General features: G+C 72.3%; 14 protein-coding genes and 1 pseudogene. 8 read left to right on the forward strand and 7 right to left on the reverse strand.

The features are described from left to right. The first annotated feature begins 513 nt into the window (after positions 1 to 513). The 4 genes from ACRAS8_RS09445 to ACRAS8_RS09460 all read left to right on the forward strand — a co-directional run bounded on the left by ACRAS8_RS09445 (position 514) and on the right by ACRAS8_RS09460 (position 7,471). Positions 514 to 1,629, forward strand: a complete 1,116-nt coding sequence (locus tag ACRAS8_RS09445; RefSeq protein WP_438485493.1) for a sensor histidine kinase — start codon at positions 514 to 516, stop codon at positions 1,627 to 1,629. After that, complete coding sequence (locus ACRAS8_RS09450; protein ID WP_438485494.1) at positions 1,626 to 2,234, forward strand: response regulator transcription factor; 609 nt, start codon at positions 1,626 to 1,628, stop codon at positions 2,232 to 2,234. The genes ACRAS8_RS09445 and ACRAS8_RS09450 overlap by 4 nt, the downstream gene beginning before the upstream one ends. A gap of 809 nt (positions 2,235 to 3,043) precedes the next feature. Beyond that, entirely contained in the window at positions 3,044 to 3,976 is a 933-nt protein-coding gene (locus ACRAS8_RS09455) for a transcriptional regulator (protein ID WP_438485495.1), read from the forward strand. 456 nt (positions 3,977 to 4,432) lie between these two features. Further along, positions 4,433 to 7,471, forward strand: coding sequence for a non-ribosomal peptide synthetase (locus tag ACRAS8_RS09460; protein WP_438485496.1), 3,039 nt, complete (start codon positions 4,433 to 4,435; stop codon positions 7,469 to 7,471). Between the two features lie 12 nt (positions 7,472 to 7,483). Here the strand turns inward: ACRAS8_RS09460 and ACRAS8_RS09465 are convergent, their stop codons facing one another. After that, positions 7,484 to 9,643 (reverse strand): RecQ family ATP-dependent DNA helicase, encoded by a 2,160-nt coding sequence (locus ACRAS8_RS09465; RefSeq protein WP_438485497.1) that lies wholly within the window; start codon positions 9,641 to 9,643, stop codon positions 7,484 to 7,486. 441 nt (positions 9,644 to 10,084) lie between these two features. On the opposite strand from ACRAS8_RS09465, the pseudogene ACRAS8_RS09470 reads away from it, so the two are divergent. Next, positions 10,085 to 10,660, forward strand: a pseudogene (locus ACRAS8_RS09470) (hypothetical protein); the annotation flags it as partial. A 307-nt stretch (positions 10,661 to 10,967) separates the two neighbouring features. Here ACRAS8_RS09470 and ACRAS8_RS09475 read toward each other — a convergent pair. From ACRAS8_RS09475 to ACRAS8_RS09490, 4 genes are all read right to left on the reverse strand, one after another. Next, positions 10,968 to 11,618: a hypothetical protein gene (locus ACRAS8_RS09475; protein WP_438485498.1), complete on the reverse strand. Its 651-nt coding sequence runs from the start codon at positions 11,616 to 11,618 to the stop codon at positions 10,968 to 10,970. Between the two features lie 66 nt (positions 11,619 to 11,684). Beyond that, on the reverse strand, positions 11,685 to 12,386 hold the full coding sequence (locus tag ACRAS8_RS09480) for a ribonuclease HII (RefSeq protein ID WP_438485499.1): 702 nt from the start codon (positions 12,384 to 12,386) through the stop codon (positions 11,685 to 11,687). A 243-nt stretch (positions 12,387 to 12,629) separates the two neighbouring features. Further along, positions 12,630 to 13,535, reverse strand: coding sequence for an ADP-ribosylglycohydrolase family protein (locus tag ACRAS8_RS09485; protein ID WP_438485500.1), 906 nt, complete (start codon positions 13,533 to 13,535; stop codon positions 12,630 to 12,632). A gap of 11 nt (positions 13,536 to 13,546) precedes the next feature. Next, positions 13,547 to 14,206 carry a histidine phosphatase family protein gene (locus ACRAS8_RS09490; protein ID WP_438485501.1) on the reverse strand — a complete coding sequence of 220 codons (660 nt, stop codon included), beginning with the start codon at positions 14,204 to 14,206 and terminating at the stop codon, positions 13,547 to 13,549. Between the two features lie 220 nt (positions 14,207 to 14,426). On the opposite strand from ACRAS8_RS09490, the gene ACRAS8_RS09495 reads away from it, so the two are divergent. Further along, the gene (locus ACRAS8_RS09495; protein ID WP_438485502.1) at positions 14,427 to 15,137 is read left to right on the forward strand and encodes a TetR-like C-terminal domain-containing protein; all 711 of its coding nucleotides are present in this window, start codon (positions 14,427 to 14,429) and stop codon (positions 15,135 to 15,137) included. 17 nt (positions 15,138 to 15,154) lie between these two features. On the opposite strand, the gene ACRAS8_RS09500 is transcribed toward ACRAS8_RS09495, so the two are convergent. Beyond that, positions 15,155 to 15,760: a YdbC family protein gene (locus ACRAS8_RS09500; protein WP_438485503.1), complete on the reverse strand. Its 606-nt coding sequence runs from the start codon at positions 15,758 to 15,760 to the stop codon at positions 15,155 to 15,157. 68 nt (positions 15,761 to 15,828) lie between these two features. Continuing rightward, entirely contained in the window at positions 15,829 to 17,241 is a 1,413-nt protein-coding gene (locus ACRAS8_RS09505) for an amidase (RefSeq protein WP_438485504.1), read from the reverse strand. A 178-nt stretch (positions 17,242 to 17,419) separates the two neighbouring features. Here ACRAS8_RS09505 and ACRAS8_RS09510 point away from each other — a divergent pair, with 178 nt between their 5' ends. Both ACRAS8_RS09510 and ACRAS8_RS09515 read left to right on the forward strand, forming a co-directional pair. Further along, a complete protein-coding gene (locus ACRAS8_RS09510) occupies positions 17,420 to 18,007 on the forward strand; it encodes a TetR/AcrR family transcriptional regulator (protein ID WP_438485505.1) in 588 nt (195 codons plus the stop codon). Positions 18,008 to 18,268: 261 nt separating this feature from the next. Further along, positions 18,269 to 18,790 carry a TerD family protein gene (locus ACRAS8_RS09515; protein ID WP_438485506.1) on the forward strand — a complete coding sequence of 174 codons (522 nt, stop codon included), beginning with the start codon at positions 18,269 to 18,271 and terminating at the stop codon, positions 18,788 to 18,790. Positions 18,791 to 18,842 lie beyond the last annotated feature (52 nt).

Genomic DNA, 18,842 nt, shown 5'->3' on the forward strand with positions numbered 1-18,842 from the left:
CGAAATGCGGTGCGCACACTCATGACAAAAGTCATGATCGAACGATGAAGGACCTCACTGTCCCGCCCTCGCCCGCTCCGCCACCATGGCCTTCGTGAACGGAGAACGCCCTGGTCCGACAGGCGGCTGCCGACCCCGAACGGCCCGCCGCCGCAGCGCGGTTCGGGCTGCCCACGGCGCCGGACGGACATCGTCCGGTCCTGCCCCCGCAGCCTCTGTGGGACCTGCCGGCCGGGTGCGTCAGCGCCTCCGCGTCCTCGCTTTACGCACCCTGGATTCCCGCGTCCGGATTCCCGTGCGCGATGTGACCAAGGTGATGCCTTTCCGTCCCGTTTCTCACCTCCGGTCCACCGGAGTTACGCATGGCCGATATTCATGCACCGGGGCGGGACCCCTCATCGTTCCCATGGGCCCGCGGCACCGGGCCGAAAGGCGATGGATACCGTGGACATACTGCTCGGTAGTAGGCCGCGCATCCGAATGCGAGGACGGTAGCGTGCTATGTACGAAGGCATGAGGCCGCCAGGCGACTGGTCGGCCGTCACCCCGGAGCGATGGTCCAGGGGGTGGCGACGGCTGGTCCTGGCGGCCGGAATGCTCGCCTTCCCTCTGGTGACGGCGGCTCAGGTCCCCACGTACACACGCGGCGCGGACACCGCCATCGGATATGCGATCGTCGCCGGCTTCTGCTGCGCCTGCGCCTGTGCCGGCGCCGCGGCCGCGCGACTCGCCTGGACGACGTTCTGGCTGATGCTCGGCATCATGACCGCGCTGTTCGTCGCCGCGCTGCCGTACGCCCGGACCGACGCCTTCTTCCTCTGCGCGGTCATCGTCTCGCTGGCCGCGGTCTTCGTACGCCGCCATGTGGCACTGACGGTGGCGTCCTTCGCACTGGCCAGTCTCGTCGTCCCGTGCCTGGTCCGCTCGTGGGGGACGGGGCCCGGCTGGGGCCAGGCGCTCGCCATCGTCTTCACCTCCCTGACCGTCTACGCCTTCTCCGAGATCGCCCGCGCCAACCGCTCGCTGGTCGAGGCGCGGGCCGAGGTCGCCCGCCTGGCCTCGGAGGCCGAACGGGCCCGTATCGCCCGCGACTTGCACGATCTGCTCGGCCACTCCCTCACCGCCATCACGGTCAAGAGCGGTCTCGCCCGGCGCCTCGCCGCGAGCGAGTCCTCCCGCGCGCTGCCCGAGATCACCGAGGTGGAGACCCTCACCCGCCAGGCGCTCGCCGATGTGCGCGCCGCGGTCTCGGGGTACCGGGACGTGACGCTGGTCTCGGAGCTGGCGCGCGGCAGGGAGCTGCTCCGGGCGTCGGGGGTCACCGCGGACCTCCCCACGGCCGCCGACGTGGTCGACGGCGCCCACCAGGAGCTGTTCGGCTGGGTGGTCCGGGAGGGCCTCACCAATGTCGCCCGGCACGCCCGCGCCAGCCGGTGCACCGTCATGCTCTCCGCTTCCGCGGTGGAGGTCCGCGATGACGGCGTGGGCGCTCCGGCCTCCGACGGCAACGGCCTCTCCGGTCTGCGGGAGCGGGTCGCGGCCGCCGGCGGCCGGGTGGAGGCCGGCCCCATGAGCCCACGGGGCTGGCGCCTGCGGGTATCGCTCGAAGAGAGGGTGGCCACACCATGACGATCCGTCTTTTGCTCGCCGACGACCAGGAACTGATCCGTCAGGCGCTGTGTGCCCTGCTGGGTCTGGAGGACGACTTCGACGTCGTCGCCTCCGTGGGGCGGGGCGACGAGATCGTCGACGCCGCCCGCACGTCCCAGCCGGACGTGGCGCTGCTGGACATCGAGATGCCCGGCCTGGACGGCCTGGCCGCCGCGGCGGTGCTCGCCAAACAGGTGCCGTCCTGCAAGGTGGTCATTCTGACGACGTTCGGTCGCGCGGGCTATCTCCGTCGGGCCATGGACGCCGGCGCCGTCGGCTTCGTGGTGAAGGACGCCCCGGTCGAGGTGCTCGCCGACGCCATCCGCCGCGTGATGAAGGGAGAGCGGGTGGTCGACCCGGCCCTGGCCGTGGCGACGCTGGCGGCGGGGGAATCCCCGCTCACCGCACGGGAGCGCGATGTGCTCATCGCCGCCCGCTCCGGTGCCACGGTGGCCGAGATCGCCGCCAATCTCTACCTCTCCGAAGGGACCGTGCGCAACTACCTGTCCGCGGCGACCACCAAAACCCAGACCCGCAATCGGATGGAAGCGTTACGCGTCGCCGACGAACGCGGCTGGCTCTAGGAGAAGCGGCTAGCTCCAGGAGGAGAGGGCCGACGAACCGCATTGCGACCGAACCGGCGAACCGCATGGTGACCGATGCGGGACCGTCAGTGTTCAACGGCAGTCATTTCACGGGGAGTTCGGCGATTGCGGAGAGATGTCCGCCGACCTGCCGCTCCTCTTTACCGAACCCACTGATATGACGTCTCGACATCACCGGGAAGGATCAGCAACCATGTGACGCAGGTGTCGTGAGTGAGTCATGAGCTTCCGGAGGAAACCGCGCTCGACACGGCTGCGGCCGGTGAATGAATGGGGGATCGGCGTGACCAAGCGGACTGGCTTTCGCAGAACGCGAGGACCTTACCCCGGACCGGCGGGCAGACCCAGGGCGACGACGCGTGCCGCCGGCTCGACATCGATGTCGGCCGCGGCCCGCAAATCCGGCGACACGGCTCTCGGGAAACCCCCGGGGCGAACCCGGAGTAACACCAGACCACCGCGCATGGTTGCTGCCGTACGTCCCATGGTGATGACGGCGTGAGCCCGGGCCCACGCATACCAGGACCGCGAAATCCCTGACGTCCCGATCCTGACCAGATCAACCACAGTATCTTCGCACCGGTAATATCCTTGTAACCCACACGCAAGAGGGTTGCTGACTGTCTGCGTAAAAATTCACGCCTTATGACCCAGTGACGGGGGAGTTGACTTCGGTCATGAATTTGCCATTACAGCACAGCGCACGCCTGGGCGATTCCGAACGGGAGGGGGAGGTCGTCAGCTTCGCCAGACGGGCCGCGTCCGGCAGAAGTCAGCAAAGACAGATCATGTCCGTTCCGCTGACGTCGCTGCTGCCCGGCGATTCTCCTCGTCTGAACGGTGAGGACGCCGAGCACGTCGCGCGGCTCGCGGAATTCGACGGGCCGCTGCCGCCCCTTCTCGTCGATGTGCGCACCATGCGGGTGATCGACGGTATGCACCGCCTGATGGCCGCCTCGCTGAGAGGCCAGGAGGCGATCGATGTCGAATTCTTCGACGGTACCTCCGAGGAAGCGTTTCTGCGTTCCGTCGAAGCCAATGTGAAGCATGGCCTTCCCCTGTCGCAGGCAGATCGCCGGGCCGCGGTCGAGCGCATCATCAAGTCCCATCCGCAGATGTCCGACCGGGCCATCGCCCATGCCTCCGGGCTGAACGCGAAGTCCGTGGCGGTCATCCGGCGGCGGCTGGCCGGCTCGGCACCGCAGCCGAAGGCACGCATCGGCAGGGACGGAAAGGTTCACCCCCTCAGCAATGTAGAGGGCCGGGAACGGGCCGCCGCACTGATCCTGGAGAATCCCCAGGCATCCCTGCGCGAGGTGGCGCGGCTCGCGGGGATATCGGCCGCGACGGTGAGCGACGTACGGAAGCGGCTGGCCTCGGGGGAAATGCCGGTGCCCAAGCGGAAATCGGACACCCAGGAGGCGGAAAAGAGCCGGGAAAGCCCCGCCGCCGTGCCGGATACGGAGACGCAGGATGGCCGAAAAACCCGGCTGGATCGTCCGGATCTGCGTCCGTCGCTGGAGAAACTCCTGCGGGATCCGTCCCTGCGGCTCAAAGAGGACGGCCGGCAACTCCTGCGTCTGCTCTCGCGGAACGCCGATGCCAAGCAGGGCATGCAGAAGCTCGCCGCCGCAGTGCCGGCGCACTGTACGGAAGCCGTGGCCGTCCTGGCGAAGGAGTACGCCGAAATGTGGCTTGAATTCGCACAGGGATTGACCTGAGCGCACCTACATCCCGTCGGGGGGCCATATCCCCTGAGGAAACCCGCGCGTTCCGGTCGGCGGACCGCGCGGACCGCACTGCTGAGCTTGAGCAAACCAGCCTCCGGCGCCTCGGTCGGGAGATGGCATTTACCTGCCGACCATGATGGTTTGCCGGTAGGCGGAGCAACAGTGAGATCGCCCATCACTTCATCCATGACATTTGTCATCGAAGAATGATGAGTTTGGAACGGAAGTTCGCACGGCGGCTGTGTGGCGCGGTCCGGTGACCGCGCCCGCCACAGTCCGCACAGACACTCCCACGCACCCGGCCGGTGGCACAGACGGAAACGCATTTCTTTCAACTGCCGGGCAACTTCCGGGAATTGTCCGGGCGTTGGCGAGCGTTGACAGAGTTCTACCGCCGTGAGGAGTATCCCCCCACTGCGCACATCACGTCCGGAAAGGCGGAGAACAATGCCGGAGGGCACCCAGCACCACACGGCGTCGAGAAGCGAACCGAGCGGCTACCGCCGGCCGATTTCCCCGATCGAATGGTGGTTTGTCGGCCACCCGGACTCCCAGTCGGCCACCATCCAGTTCCTCGTCGAGGGCGTGGGCCGTCTCGAACCGCGGCAGCTGGCCCGGGCGGTGGAGACCGCCTCCGCGGCCTGCCCGGGCGCACGGCTGGTGCGCGAGGGGCTGACCTGGGTGGACTCCGGCCTGGCTCCGGCCGTGCACGTCGTGGACGGGAGCGGTGCGGACGCCGGGGATGTGCTGCGGCTGCCCGAACTCCAGGCCCCGCTCGCCGGCCCGGACACCCCGACCTGTGAAGTGGTGCTGGTCCACGGCCCGGTCACCACGCTCGCCTTCCGGGCCGACCATGCGGTGATGGACGCCAACGGCCTGCTGCTCTGGGCCCTCGACGTGTTCCGTGCGCTGCGTGGCGAAGCGCCCGTCGGCGCACCGGATCCGATCAACGCCGTCGACGTCCTGGCCGAAGTGGCCGACGTCGAGGAGCTGTCCCTGCCCGCCTACGACCGGCCCCCGGTCCTGGGGCCGCGCGGCGCGGCCGACCGCTCGCGCTCGGTGTCCGGACGGCGCAGCGTCCAGGGCAACCACCCGGGCATGGTCGCCAAGCTGGCGACGGCCCTGGTGGCGGCTGCCGGACTGGCCGACGCCCGGTTCTTCGTCCCGGTCGATCTGCGCCACCACCGGCCGGAGGCGCGCACCACCGGGAACATGTCGCACGGCGTGCACCTGGACGTGAAGGCCGGCGAGAGCTGGGAAGCGGTGCACGAACGGCTGCTGCGCGCGCTCTCCGAAGGGGAGGCCACGCGCAAGGCACCCCCCGCCGACCTGCTCACCCGCACCGTGGCCGAGCTCAACGAGGCCATCACGGCGCTGGACGACAAGATCTGCCGCGAGAACGCCTTCCCGACCAACGCCGTGCTGTCCCATGTGGGCCGGGTCTCCCTCGCCGACCTGCACACACCGGAGTTCACCGCGCACACCGCCTACTCCGTGTCCCGGCCGGTCCCCGCCGGCGCGCCCGACGTGGCCGTGCTGGAGGTGAACGGCCGTACCGAGATCACGCTGTCCTGGTGGGACGCCCCGGAAACCGGCGGGCAGACGGCGGCACTGCTGGACCGGCTCGCGGAGGAGCTCTCACCGTCCGCGCACCGGAACTGGCCCGGCAACAGCACCGCACGTCCGCTGCCGTCCGAGGACGACATCGTGGCGATGTTCCTCCGCCAGGCTGCCGCCACACCCGGCCGGGTCGCACTGGACGGCCCTGAAGGCGAGGTCACGTACGAGGAGTTCGCCCGGCGGACCGCGGTGGTGGCGGCGGAGCTGCGGGCCCTCGGTGCCGGCCGGGAGTCGGTGGTCGGGGTGCTCGCCGACCGCTCGGTCTCCGCGCTGGTCGCGATCTGGGGCGTCCTGCGCGCGGGGGCGGCCTATCTGCCGCTGGACCTCGACCTCCCGGATGCCCGGATCCGCGAGGTGCTCACCGACGTCGACGCTCCGGTGTGTCTGATGGAGCGCACGCAGGAGACGCGGGAGTGCCTGCCGGAGGAGTGCGCCCCCCTGGTGATCGAGGCGCTGGACCACGCCGCCGAACCGCCGGCCCTGGAGGCCGACATCCACCCGGAGGACCTGGCGTACGTGATCTACACCTCCGGCTCGACCGGCCGTCCCAAGGGCGTGCAGATAGAGCACCGCGGCCTGACCAACTATGTGCACTGGGCGGCCCGGGAGTTCGGCATCGGCGCGGAGAGCCGGGTGCCGCTGCTGTCGTCGCTCTCCTTCGACGTGTCCGGCAACACCGTGCTGCTGCCGCTGGTGTTCGGCGGCACGGCCGTGCTGCGTCCGGGCGCGGTCAGCCACACCCTGCTGCGCGAACTGCTCGTCCGGTGCCGGGCCGACGCGCTCTTCCTGACGCCGTCGCACCTGGAGCTGATCAGCCGGCTCGACCTGACGGTGGAGGGGTTCCGTTCGGTGGTGGTCATCGGCGAGCAGCTGCGCCGTTCGGTGGCCGAGCGCGCGCAGGAGGTCTTCGGCCCGGAGTGCCGGATCATCAACAGCTACGGCCCGACCGAGGCCACCATCGTGCTGACCCGGCACGTCTACTCCCCCGAGGCCGACACCGGCCCCGCCGTGCCCATAGGGGCGCCGACGGACAACAGCACGGTGTTCCTGCTCGACGCACAGCAGCGTTTCGTGCCGGTGGGCGAGCCGGGCGAGATGTATCTGGGCGGGGTGCAGCTGGCGCGCGGGTACCACGGCCGTGCCGACCTCAACCGGGAGCGGTTCGTGCGGCTGGCCGACGGCACCCGCGTCTACCGCACCGGTGACATCGCCCGGGTCCTGCCCACCGGTGAACTGGAGTTCATCGGGCGCAGCGACGACCAGGTCAAGGTGCTCGGCCATCGGGTCGAGCCGGCCGAGATCGCCCAGGCCCTGGAGTCCCATCCGGCGGTGGACGCCGCCGTGGTGGTGCCTCGTGCGCAGCCCGGCGACGCCGCGCACAAAGCCCTCTGCGCGTATGTGATCAGCGCCGCCGGGGTGTCCGTCGCGGACCTGAACGCCCATGTGGCGCGGTTGCTGCCGCCCTACATGGTGCCCGCCGCGACGGAGGTGGTGGCGAGCCTCCCGTACACCCTCAACGGCAAGGTGGACGTGCGCGCGCTGCCGGACCCGTTCCGGCGGGACCGGCGGACCGTCACCGGCTCCGCCAGGGACGCCTACGCCGCCGCGATAGCCGGCATCTGGTCGGAAACCCTGGGCGTGCCGCCGGACGAGATCGACGACACCGCCGACTTCTACCAACTGGGCGGCAACTCGGTGCTGTTGCTGGCCATGCTGGCCGCGGTCTCCCGCGAGGTGGTCGGCAGCGCGGCGGAGGACGACTTCATGTCCGGCCTGGGCCGGATCGTCCGGGAACCGACCCTGGCCAGGGTCAGCGAGCTGGCCCGGCAGACCCGCGCGGCGGCTCCGGCAGGCGACGACGGGTGACCGGGAGCACCGTCAGCCCGCCGCGGCGAGGACGAGGGGGAGGACCCGCTCGCTGCCGGCCCGGCGGAGCAGGCGGGCGGCGACGGCGAGGGTCCAGCCGGAGTCGGTGTAGTCGTCCACGAGGAGTACGGGGCCCGGAGTGCGCTGCAGGGCGTCCGCGAGCTCCTCGGAGACGGTGAAGGCGCCGGAGAGCGCCCGGAGCCGCTGGGCGGAGTTGCTGCGGCGTGCCGCGTGCGCGCCGCCCGGCCCGCTGTACGTCAGGGTGCCGAGGAACGGGAGGCGGCCGACGGTGGCGATGCCCTGGGCGAGCGAGCCGACCAGTTGCGGGCGGGCCAGCGACGGTACGGCGACGACTCCGGCCGGGCGGGCGGTGGCGTCCGGGACGTTCGGCGCCCAGCCTCCCGGGGAGCGTGCCCAGTCGGCGAGGACGGCGACGGCGGCCCGCAGGACGTCGTCGGGGACGGGGGCGTCGGGGGCGCTCTCCGCCAGCAGCGGGCGCAGCCGGTTGCCCCAGCCGATGTCCGAGAGCCGGCCCAGGGCACGGCCGGTGGCGCACTGCTCGTCGGCCGGGATGCGGCCCTTGAGCTCGATGCCCAGTGCCGGCATTCCCGTCGGCCACATCCGGCGCGGTTCGATCTCCGTCCCGGGCCGGTCCAGCTCCTTCTCCGCCGCCGTCAGCGTCTCCGCCGAGACCGCGGAATCGGCCCACGGGCCCGCGCAGTTGTCGCAGCGGCCGCACGGCTCGGCCCCCTCGTCGTCCAGCTGCCGGCGCAGGAACTCCATCCGGCACCGGGACGTGCCCACATAGTCGCGCATGGCCTGCTGCTCGGCCGCGCGCTGCCGGGCCACCCACGCGTAGCGTTCGGCGTCGTAGACCCACTCGGCGCCGGTGGCCGTCCAGCCGCCCTTCACGCGCTGGACCGCGCCGTCGACGTCGAGCACCTTGAGCATCGTCTCCAGGCGGCTGCGCCGGAGGTCCACCACCGCCTCCAGAGCCGGCACGGACAGCGGGCGGCCCGCGTCGGCGAGGGCGGCGAGGGTCTGCCGGACCTGCGCCTCGGGCGGGAAGGCGGTGTCGGCGAAATAGCGCCAGATGGCCTCGTCTTCCGCGCCCGGCAGCAGCAGCACCTCGGCGTGGGCCACCCCGCGGCCCGCCCGGCCGACCTGCTGGTAATAGGCGATCGGCGAGGACGGCGCGCCGAGATGCAGCACGAAGCCCAGGTCCGGCTTGTCGAACCCCATGCCCAGCGCGGACGTCGCCACCAGTGCCTTGACGCGGTTGGCCAGCAGGTCCTCCTCGGCCTGCAGCCGGTCGGCGTTCTCCGTGCGCCCGGTGTACGAGGCCACCGGGAAGCCGCGCTGCCGCAGATAGGCGGTGGCCTCCTCGGCCGCGGACACGGTGAGGGCGTAGATGATCCCGGAGCCGGGCAGCTCGTCCAGGTGCTCGGCGAGCCAGGCCAGGCGGTGCGCGGCGTCCGGCAGCCGGACCACACCCAGCCGCAGACTCTCCCGCTCCAGCGGTCCGCGCAGCACCAGGGCCTCGCCGGCGCCGGTGCCGAGCTGCTCGGCGACGTCCGCGGTGACCCGTGCGTTGGCGGTCGCGGTGGTGGCCAGCACCGGCACGCCGGGCCGGAGGTCGGCGAGCATGGCCCGCAGCCGGCGGTAGTCCGGGCGGAAGTCATGGCCCCAGTCGGAGATGCAGTGTGCCTCGTCGACCACGAGCAGGCCGGTGGTCGCCGCGAGCCGGGGCAGCAGCTGATCGCGGAAGTCCACGGAATTGAGGCGCTCCGGGCTGACGAGGAGGACGTCGGTCCCGCCGCGCTCGACCTCCTCGTGGATGGCGGCCCACTCCTCGGGGTTGGCGGAGTTGATGGTGCGCGCCCGGATACCTGCCCGCTCGGCCGCCTCGACCTGGTTGCGCATCAGGGCCAGCAGTGGCGAGACGATCACCGTGGGGCCGGCGCCGCGGCGGCGCAGCAGCGCGGTGGCGACGAAGTACACCGCCGACTTGCCCCAGCCGGTGCGCTGCACCACCAGAGCGCGCCGGCCCTCCTTCACCAGGGCCGACACCGCCTGCCACTGGTCCTCCCGCAACCGCGCCGAGCCCCCCGGGTCACCGACCAGCTCGGCGAGGATGGCATCGGCTTCGGCGCGCAGCTCCCGTTCGTCCATGCCTCCATGCAACCGGATGCCACTGACAATCAGCCAACTCACTCAGCGTGACCCCGCGCTCGCGAACGGTTCGCGGATCGCTCGCCGGCCGGACCGGCGGCCACCGGGCGGGCACTGGACGGGCATTGGGCCGCCCACGGAATGCCCCTGCCGGTCTCCGCCCCGGGGGGCGACCCGTCGCCGACGGCGGGAACGGGAGCGAGCGAGGGAGGGGGCGCACCCGGGTATCGGAGGCGGTCGCGGCGGGCAGAGATAACGGCAGGGCACCAGGCGTTTCCGGCCGCGGGCGGGAATCGCTCGTTGCCGCATGCCTGTACGACCCGCGAGAATGGCAAGTGCTTCCCGGTATCCGGCCGTTCGCGGCCCGGCGGGGTCATGCCGTGGTGCGCCGGCGCGCCCGGCCGTGGCCCGCGGCACGGACGCGCAGACGAAGGGAGGACGATGACCTTCGGATTCGCCCGGCCCCCGCAGGACGCGCCCCCCGATGCGGACGGCTCCGCGGCCCGTCCGGGGCGGTTACTGGAGCTCGCGGAGTGGGCGTCGGCCGGAATCCCGCTGCTGCGCGATCCCCGTGTGGTCGTCGCCGATCTGTACGACCGTCATCTTCCGGGGCCGTCCGCGGTGGTCGTGGCAGTGCTGGACCCTCGGGAGCGGATCGTCGCCAGCGCGTCGTTCACCGCTCCGGCGGCGGCTCCCGACGGCTGGGAGTACCGCAATGCGCTGCTGACGCAGCTGCGCCGGATCATCCCGCACGATCTGCGGCTGCGCGTCCCGGTCCGGACGGCGGTCCTGTTGCACTGCCGGGAGGGCGACCCCCGTTGGACGGAGGCGGACGGGGCGTGGATGTGGGGGCTGCGTGACGCCTGCACGCTGCACGGCCTCCGGTGCGGCGCGTTCATCGCGCTGACCCGGGACCGCTGGCAGGTACTGGGCGAAGGACGGGGCGGACGGCGCCCCACGGCGGCCCCGCCCGGACGGCCGGAGCGCGGGCCGGACGCGGCGCGACCGGGCCCCCGCCATGACACGCCCGCGAAGACCACCGGCACCACCGGGACGGGCGGTACCACCGGCGCCACCGGGACAGGCGGCACCGCCGGCCCCACCGGGCCCGCGAGGGCCCAAGTCACGGACACCGCAGGCGGAATGCCCGCCCCCGACGACCTCACGCCGGACCGTCCGGACCGGTCGCCAGGTCAAGGCGCGGCGCCACCGGGCGGCACGCCGACCGTGCCGGGCCCGGGCCCGGGCCATCGCGCCATACGCGGGCGCGCGAACGAGCCCGCTCGGCCATGACGGCCGGCGGGCCGCGCCGGACCGGCGTCGGTCAGGCGTTCGCGCCGAGCAGGGCGTTGATCCGCTGGGGGTCGCCGCAGACGATCAGCAGCGCCCCGGCACGGGCCATGGCCGCGGGCAGCGCCCGAGTGGTGACCTCGTCGTCGCCGCCGTTCATGGCGACGACCACGACGGGCCGTCCGCCGAGGCGTTCGGCGCCGGCGTCGGCGTAGAACACATCGTCGCCGGCGTCGTGCTGCGCCCAGTAGGACGCCTCGCCGAAGGACAGTTCGTGGGCCGCCCACGGGTGGTTCTCGCCGGTGGTCAGCACCAGGATCTCGCCCGGCGCGCGGCCGGTGTCCAGGAGCAGGTCGACGGCCTCGTCGGCGGCGTCGATGGCTCCGTCAGCGGGTGCCGGGATCAGCTGGAGCTGGGCGCCCGCGGCACCACCGGTCGGGGCGACCGGAGGCTGCGGGGAGCCGGTGCGCTGCGCCGGCGGGGCGGGGACCTGACCTCGCGACGGAGCGGCGGGTCCGGGCTTGCCCGGACGGGCACTGGACGCGGGGGCACCTCGCGGCGGCGCGGGGCGGGGACCGGGACCAGGGACGGGACGGGGGGTCGACGCGGTGCGGCCGGCGGCCGGAGTTGCGCGGGGACCCGGGACACTCTCGTGAATCTGAGGCTCCTCGGGGATGAGAGGCATAAAAGGATGTCTATCAAACGTAGGTGCGGGACGTGTCAGTGGGTACCGAATTCCTGCCCGCTCCGCTCAGAAGTCGAAGCCGAGTTGGCCACCGGCCTCCAGAGCGGCTGCTTCAGGGGTGACGCGCACCTTCTTGAGGTGCCGCCACCGGGGCAGGGCGTCCATGTAGGACCACGACACCCGGTGGTACGGCGTGGGACCGTGCTCCTCCAGGGCGGTGCGGTGGGTCGGCGAGGGGTAGCCGGCGTTGGTCGCGAAGTCGAAGTCGGCGTACTCCAGGCCGAGTTCGGCCATCATGGCGTCCCGTTGCACCTTGGCGATCACGGACGCCGCGGCGACCGCGACACAGGACTGGTCGCCCTTGATGACCGTACGGACCCGCCATGGCGCGCCCAGGTAGTCGTGCTTGCCGTCGAGGATGACCGCGTCCGGCCGGACCGGCAGCGCCTCCAGGGCGCGTACGGCGGCGAGCCGCAGTGCCGCGGTCATGCCCAGGGTGTCGATCTCCTCCGGGGAGGAGTGCCCCAGGGCGTACGAGGTGACCCAGGTGGACAGCGCCTCGCAGAGTTCGGCGCGGCGCTTGGGGGTCAGCAGCTTGGAATCGGTGAGTCCGTCCGGCGGTCGGCGCAGACCGGTGATGGCGGCGCAGACGCTGACGGGGCCGGCCCAGGCTCCGCGCCCGACCTCGTCGATCCCTGCGACGATCCGGGCGCCCGTGGTGGCGCGCAGTGATCGCTCGACGGTATGGGTGGGAGGCTCGTACGGCATGGCGCCAGCCAGATTACGCCTATTCGGCGCCGGCGTCCCCACCGGATCCGGATCTTGTGTGCGCGGGCACCGACGGAGGGCCGGACACGGCGGTCCGCGGCGGCCGCCGAAGGCCGGCCGGAGGGGTGCGGACGGGCCCGGGGAGAGCGCCGCCGGGACGCGAAGTGGCAGACAGACACGGCCCGTTGTGATCGCAGGCGGTGGCGCGGGCGGTGCGCGGAGGGGCGATCCCGGGGTGGCCGGTCAGCGGGTGGGCGCCCAGTCGGGGAGCGGCTCGGTGCGGGCGAGCCATTCGCGGGGCGGGGTGCCGCCGGGGGCCGCGGCGACGATGCCGCCGACGATGCCGCAGGTGGTGTCGACGTCGCCGCCGGCCCGGACGGTGGTCCAGAACGCCCCCTCGAAGTCGCCGAGGTTGCGGGCCGCCGCCCAGAGGGTGAACGGCACGGTGTCGTGGGCAGTGGTGCGGCGGCCGCAGCCGAGGACGGCGGCGACGGTGCCGGGGTCGGCGTAGTCGAGCATGTCGCGGGCCCGGCGCAGGCCGGCCTGTACGGCGCTGCGCGGGATCAGGGCCAGCACGCCGTCGATCAGCTCCTGGGGGCCGGGGGTGCGGGCCGGGTCGGCGGCCAGGGCGGCCGCGGCGGCCACGGCCATGGCGCCGACGACGGCCTCACGGTGCTGGTGGGTGGGGTAGGCGGAGATCTCCGCCTGATGGGTGGCCTGCTCGGGGTCGTCGGCATACCAAGCGCCGAGGGGGGCGATGCGCATGGCGGCGCCGTTGCCCCAGGAGCCATGGCCGTTGAAGAGCGCGGCGGACAGCTCGCGCCAGTCGCCGCCGGCGCGGATCTGCCGCAGGAGGCGGTCGACGGCCGGGCCGTAGTCGCGGGCGTCGTCGTGGCGGTCGGCGAAGGAGCGGGCCAGGGCGTCCTGGTCGACGCGGTGGTGGGTACTGAGGACGGCGAGGACGGAGCAGGCCATCTCGGTGTCGTCGGTCCAGCGCCAGGGCCCGGGCGGCAGCTCGCGCCGCCTGAGGTGGGGGTGGTGGGCGGGGACGAAGAACTGCGATCCGAGGGCGTCACCCACGGAGAGGCCGCGCAGGCTCGCCAGAGCCCGCGTACGGCGGTCCGCGTCACGGGGGTCAGGGGTCGTCATCGCTGTGCACTTTAACCGGTGACGCCGTAAGACCGGGGTTCACACCAGCGGTCGAAAGGCCGGTCGAGGGTGTAGCGGCCGTCCGGGCCGAGGAGCAGGCTGCGCCACTCGGCGTTGCCCGGATTGGACAGCGACTCGAAGTCGGCGACCGTCCAGTGGAACCACCGCATGCAGAACAGCCGCATGGTGAGCCCGTGCGTCACGATCAGGACGTTGGGCGGGTGGCGGGGGTCCTCGAAGCTGCGCCAGAGGCTCTCCAGGAAGGCCCCCACCCGGTCGTAGACGTCGGCACCGGACTCGCCCTGCGCGAAGCGGTAGAAGAAGTGGCCGTAGGCGTCGCGGTACGCCTTCTGGCGCCGTACGTCGTCGCGGTCCTGCCAGTTCCCCCAGTCCTGCTCGCGCAGCCGGGGCTCCTCGCGGACCCGGACCCGGCCCGCGTCCAGGCCGAGGCTCCGGAAGGTCTGGTGGGTGCGGCGGTACGGCGAGACATAGGCGGAGATCCGTTCGTGGCCGAACATCTCGCGCAGCGCGCGCCCGGCCTCCTCGGCCTGGCGCTGCCCGGTCCGCGTCAGGGCGAGCGCGTGGTCCGGCTCGCGCTCGTAGACGGTGTCGTCGACGTTCCCCACGGACTCGCCGTGGCGGAGCAGGACGATGCGTCGGGGCCGCGCCATGCGGCCAGCGTAAAACGCCTGCCCTGTACATGCCGTGCACGGCGGGAGCGCTGGGTGGACGGGAGGGCCGAACCGCCGCTTGTCCAGGCGAGGCGGGCCGGGCGCCCCATCGAGGAGCAGCACCACGGACCATCAAACGCAACTACGGACAACCAAACGCAACTCTAGTCGCATTACAATGAATCTGCCGCACCCTCCCCCGACGCAGCCGGAGCAGCAATTGACTGGCGAGGCCGAGAAGAAGCAGCCGGCCGGGAGCGACGCCCCCGCGTCGCCTCCCACACCCGGCACCCGGCGCCCCGGTGGACGCACGGCCCGCACCCGGGCCGCCGTCCGCGACGCCGTGCTGACCGGCCTCACCGAACTCGGCTACCCCGGGCTGACCGTCGAGTACGTCGCCGAGCGCTCCAGGGTGCACAAGACGACGCTCTACCGCCGCTGGGGGGACGTGGAGGGACTGGTGGCCGACGCCCTGGACCTGGCGGGCGAGGACAGCTGGCTGCCGCCCGACACCGGGTCGCTGGAGGGCGATCTGCGCGCCCTCGCCCGGGAGGTCGTCAGCTCGTTCACGGGAACCGCGGCGGCCGCCTCCGTCTCCGCGATGATCGCGGCCGGCTTCCGGTCGGAGCGGGCGGCCGCGGCGCTGCGCGCCTACTACACCGAGCGGTTCGCGCGCTGCGAGGCCATCGTCGAACGCGCCGTGCGGCGCGGCGAACTGGCGGCCGGCCGGGACGCCGGCATCGATGCCGGGGCGCTGGTCCGGGCCGTGCCCGCCCCGCTGCTCTGCCGGCTCTTCGTCACCCGCGAGCCGATCGACGACGCGGTCGCCGACCAGGCCGCGGCGGCGGCGCTGGCCGCGGCCCGCGCGGGCGTCTTCACCCGCGGCCGGCCGGCCGGCACCGCGGCGGGCCGCCCGGAGCAGGCGGACTGAGCCCGGCGCTCACACCGTCACACCGTCCAGGAGGGTTCGAGCTGCACCACGTCGCCCGCGATGGCCTGGACGTCTGCGGCTATCTGGGCCCGCAGCGCCAGCCGCTCCACCCGCTCCGGGCGGTACTTGCCGCGCTCGGCCGCCGACTGCCACATCGACAGGACGAGGAACTCCTCGCCCGGCGCCCGGCCCACCATCCCCCGCAGCATCCCGGGCGAACCGGCCATCGCCGGATTCCAGACCTTCTCCTGCATGAGCACGAAGTGCTCCACCCGGTCCGGGCGCACCCGGCAGTGCGCCAGCCGCAGCACGTCCGCGTCCCCGAAGGCCGGCCGGAAGCCGACCTTCACGTCGAATTCGTGCTCGAACAGCCGGACTTGCGGGTCCTTGTAGGTGCCGGTCTGGGCGGCCGCCAGCCGGTCGTGCGAGCGCGCCATGAAGGAGTCGTAGAAGGCCCGGCTCTCCCAGAAGCCGATCAAGTGCGCCACGCCGGGCCGGGACCGGCTCCAGCCCCCGGCCTGTCCCCGGAAACCGGGCTCCCCCAGGAGCCCGGCCCATTTGCGCTGCCCCCGTTCGAACCCTCGGCGGTCCACGACGGTAAGGCGAATCCACTTGACCAGCACCGCGCCATGGTAAGGCCCGGTGGCCACGGGTACCGCTGGGCGCCGGCTTCCCGACGCCCCGAACTCCCTTACGGGAGCGGATCGATGGGCGTCGGTACGCCCAGGCGGCGCTCCACCTCCTCGGCGGCCGCCAGACACAGGTCCTCCCGGTAGGCGCGGCCGATCAACTGCACGCCGTGGGGGAGCCCGTTCACCACCCCCGTCGGCACCGCCACCGCGGGCACCCCCACGAAGCTGGTCGCGGTGCACAGCCGCATGGCGTTCTGCACCCGCCGGTGGCTCTCCGCGTCCCGCGACTCCTCCCCCGGCGGGAACGGCGGCTCGGTGAACACCGGCGCCAGCACCAGCGGCCAGGCGTCCAGGAACGCCGCCCAGTCCCGCTGGACACCGAGCCGCGCGCCGGTCAGCCGCAGGTACTCCGGCAGCTCCGCGGGGCCTTCGTCGCCCATCCCCAGCTCGATGTAGCGGTGCCCGCCCTCGCCGAGCAGCGGCTTGACCCTCGGCCAGGTGGTGGCGAACTCGCTCCGGGTGAGCCGCCCGTACACCTCCACCGCATCGTCCAGCCGCGGGACGTCCATCCCCTCGCACACCTCGTAGCCGGCGTCCCGGAGGGCGCCCGCAGCGCTCTCGACCGCCGCGCGGACGACCGGGTGGACGCCGTGCCCGCCCGGGTCGGCCACCACCGCCACCTTGAGGGGACGCGGCAACGGCTCGCCGTACAGGGGCACCGGCACCGCCCTCGGGTCGCGCGGGTCGGCCCCGGCGAGCACCTCGTAGGCCAGTCGCAGATCGCCGACCGTACGGGCCAGCGGTCCGTCGGTGACGAGGACCTGGGCGGCGAAGGACGGATCGTCCGGCCCGATGCGGTGATCGGCGGCGAACCTCCCGTAGGTCGGCTTCAACCCCGCGACACCACAGAAGGACGCCGGGATGCGCACCGATCCCCCGGAGTCGTTGCCCAGGCCCAACGGCGCCATCCCGGTGGCCACCGCCGCGCCGTCACCGCCACTGCTGCCGCCCGGGGTGACTTCGCGGTTCCAGGGGTTGACGGTGTCCCCGTACAGCGCGCTGCGGGTGTGCACTCCGGCAAGGATCATCGTCGGCATGTTGCTGTGCCCGATGGGGATGGCACCGGCGGCGCGCAACCGGGCCACCGGGGGCGCGTCGGCCCGGGCCACGAGGTCGCGGAACCGCTCGACACCGAAGGTCGTCGGCACACCCTCGATGGCGGTGGTCTCCTTGACCGTGAACGGCACACCCGCCAGCGGGCCCAGCGCAACGCCCGCGGCACGCCTGCGGTCGGTCTCCGCGGCAGCGGCCTGCGCCCGGTCTGCGAGCAGCTGGGTGACGGCATTGACCGTCGGATTGACCTCGTCGATCCGCGCCAGATGAGCCTCCACCAGCTCCGCCGCGGTCACCTCCCCGGTGCGCACCGCCGCCGCCTGGGCGCGGGCCGGCATCTTCCACAGCGCATCACGCATCTCCGTCAGACCTCACCGTTCCGTCGTCGTCACATTTCGTCGCATCGTCGCCGCACCGTCGTCGAGCGCCCGCGAACAGCCCACCGCCGACCCCGACGTTCCGATGCATCCGCATCGCTACGCCCTCATCGTAACCTTGCAACCGATACGAACGCATCGGATAAAGTGGGGAGCCCGGATGCCCAGACAGGTCGACCACGAGAGCCGGCGGCGGCGGATCGCCGACGCCGTATGCCGACTCGCCGACGAGAGCGGCCTGGAAGGAGTGACCCTCAGGGACGTCGCAGCACGCGCGGAGGTGTCCATGGGAGCCGTTCAGCGCTGCTTCCGCACCAAGGAGGAGATGCTGGTCTTCGCGCTCACGCACATCGGTGAGCAGATCACCGCCCGTGTGACGACCCGGCTGGCCTCCTCCCCCGCCCAGTCGGCCCGCACGACGCTCGGGCATGCGGCGACCGAGGTCGCGCTTCTCCAGGAACAGCGGCGAGCCGAGGCGCGCGTCTGGCTGGCCTTCGCCGCCCAGGCCGCGGTCACCCCGCGCCTGGCCGCCATCCTGCGCGCCAGTTACACCGAACTCCAGGACCTCTTCGCCCGGTTGATCGCCGAGGCCACCGAGACCGCCACCCCGCAACGCGCCGCCCGCGCCCTTCTCGCCCTCACCGATGGCCTGACCACCCACGTCCTGATCGGACACCTCTCCCCCACCGAGGCACTGGACGTCCTCGACGACCACCTCACGCACCTGTGGGGCGAATCCACAACGTGAAGCCCCCGGGACCGGAAGCACATCGACCGCATCACGCCCGGCCGATGCAATGCACCTCATTGCACCGAGACGGTAAAACACATTGCGCCGATGGCAATGACGGCTTTGCAGCGAGCGCGTCAACGCGCGTGGAGCGCCGCGGACTTACCGGGTCGACGCCCACGGCCACGTGGCACGATGGTCGAACACGGGGAAATCCCGGGGAGTTGCCTGCGGAGACGCGGACGGGCTGGGCCACGGGAGCTGACGGAAGGGGACCCGGTGAACACGTTCAACAAGGGGATCGAGAAGGTCGTGGTGGCGCTCGGATGGGACCCCAGCCCCATCGGTGAGCCGGACATCGACCTGGACCTCATCGCGGCGACATACCCGGCGGACGCGCCGCACGGTGAGCCGGCCTATCTGGTGCACTTCGACAGCCGATCGCCGGACGGGACCATCACCCTCAACCGCGACAGCCGCACCGGCCAGGGATTCGGTGACGACGAGGTCATGACGCTGGAGCTGGAGCGCCTGTCGGAGCACTACTCCCGCGTCGTGGTGGGTGTGGTGATCCAGCAGGCACACGGCCGCAAGGTCTTCGGCGAGGTGGCGAACACCCTCATCGAGGTGCGCGAGGGTTACACCAAGCTGGCGCGGAACGACTTCGCCGGGGTGCCGGACGCGACGGCGGCGGCGGTCGCCGAGTTCACGCGCGACGCGTCGGGCGAATGGCGGTTCCAGCCCGTACTGCGCGGCTTCGACACCGACCCGGAAGGATTCGCCAGGCTGATGGGCGCCTGACACCCGAGGCAGCCGACGGCACATGCAGCCCACGGCACATGAGGAGGGGAGG

Source organism: Streptomyces sp. S186 (genome assembly GCF_051603415.1).
In the GTDB taxonomy this organism is placed as follows: Bacteria; Actinomycetota; Actinomycetes; order Streptomycetales; family Streptomycetaceae; genus Streptomyces.

Excerpts from the sequence above, each read along its gene's own strand:
- ACRAS8_RS09445 (WP_438485493.1), top strand. The coding sequence starts at position 514 with ATGAGGCCGCCAGGCGACTGGTCGGCCGTCACCCCGGAGCGATGGTCC.
- ACRAS8_RS09505 (WP_438485504.1), bottom strand. The coding sequence starts at position 17,241 with ATGCGTGATGCGCTGTGGAAGATGCCGGCCCGCGCCCAGGCGGCGGCG.
- ACRAS8_RS09490 (WP_438485501.1), bottom strand. The coding sequence starts at position 14,206 with ATGGCGCGGCCCCGACGCATCGTCCTGCTCCGCCACGGCGAGTCCGTG.
- ACRAS8_RS09465 (WP_438485497.1), bottom strand. The coding sequence starts at position 9,643 with ATGGACGAACGGGAGCTGCGCGCCGAAGCCGATGCCATCCTCGCCGAG.
- ACRAS8_RS09485 (WP_438485500.1), bottom strand. The coding sequence starts at position 13,535 with ATGACGACCCCTGACCCCCGTGACGCGGACCGCCGTACGCGGGCTCTG.
- ACRAS8_RS09455 (WP_438485495.1), top strand. The coding sequence starts at position 3,044 with ATGTCCGTTCCGCTGACGTCGCTGCTGCCCGGCGATTCTCCTCGTCTG.
- ACRAS8_RS09510 (WP_438485505.1), top strand. The coding sequence starts at position 17,420 with ATGCCCAGACAGGTCGACCACGAGAGCCGGCGGCGGCGGATCGCCGAC.
- ACRAS8_RS09450 (WP_438485494.1), top strand. The coding sequence starts at position 1,626 with ATGACGATCCGTCTTTTGCTCGCCGACGACCAGGAACTGATCCGTCAG.
- ACRAS8_RS09460 (WP_438485496.1), top strand. The coding sequence starts at position 4,433 with ATGCCGGAGGGCACCCAGCACCACACGGCGTCGAGAAGCGAACCGAGC.
- ACRAS8_RS09480 (WP_438485499.1), bottom strand. The coding sequence starts at position 12,386 with ATGCCGTACGAGCCTCCCACCCATACCGTCGAGCGATCACTGCGCGCC.
- ACRAS8_RS09475 (WP_438485498.1), bottom strand. The coding sequence starts at position 11,618 with ATGCCTCTCATCCCCGAGGAGCCTCAGATTCACGAGAGTGTCCCGGGT.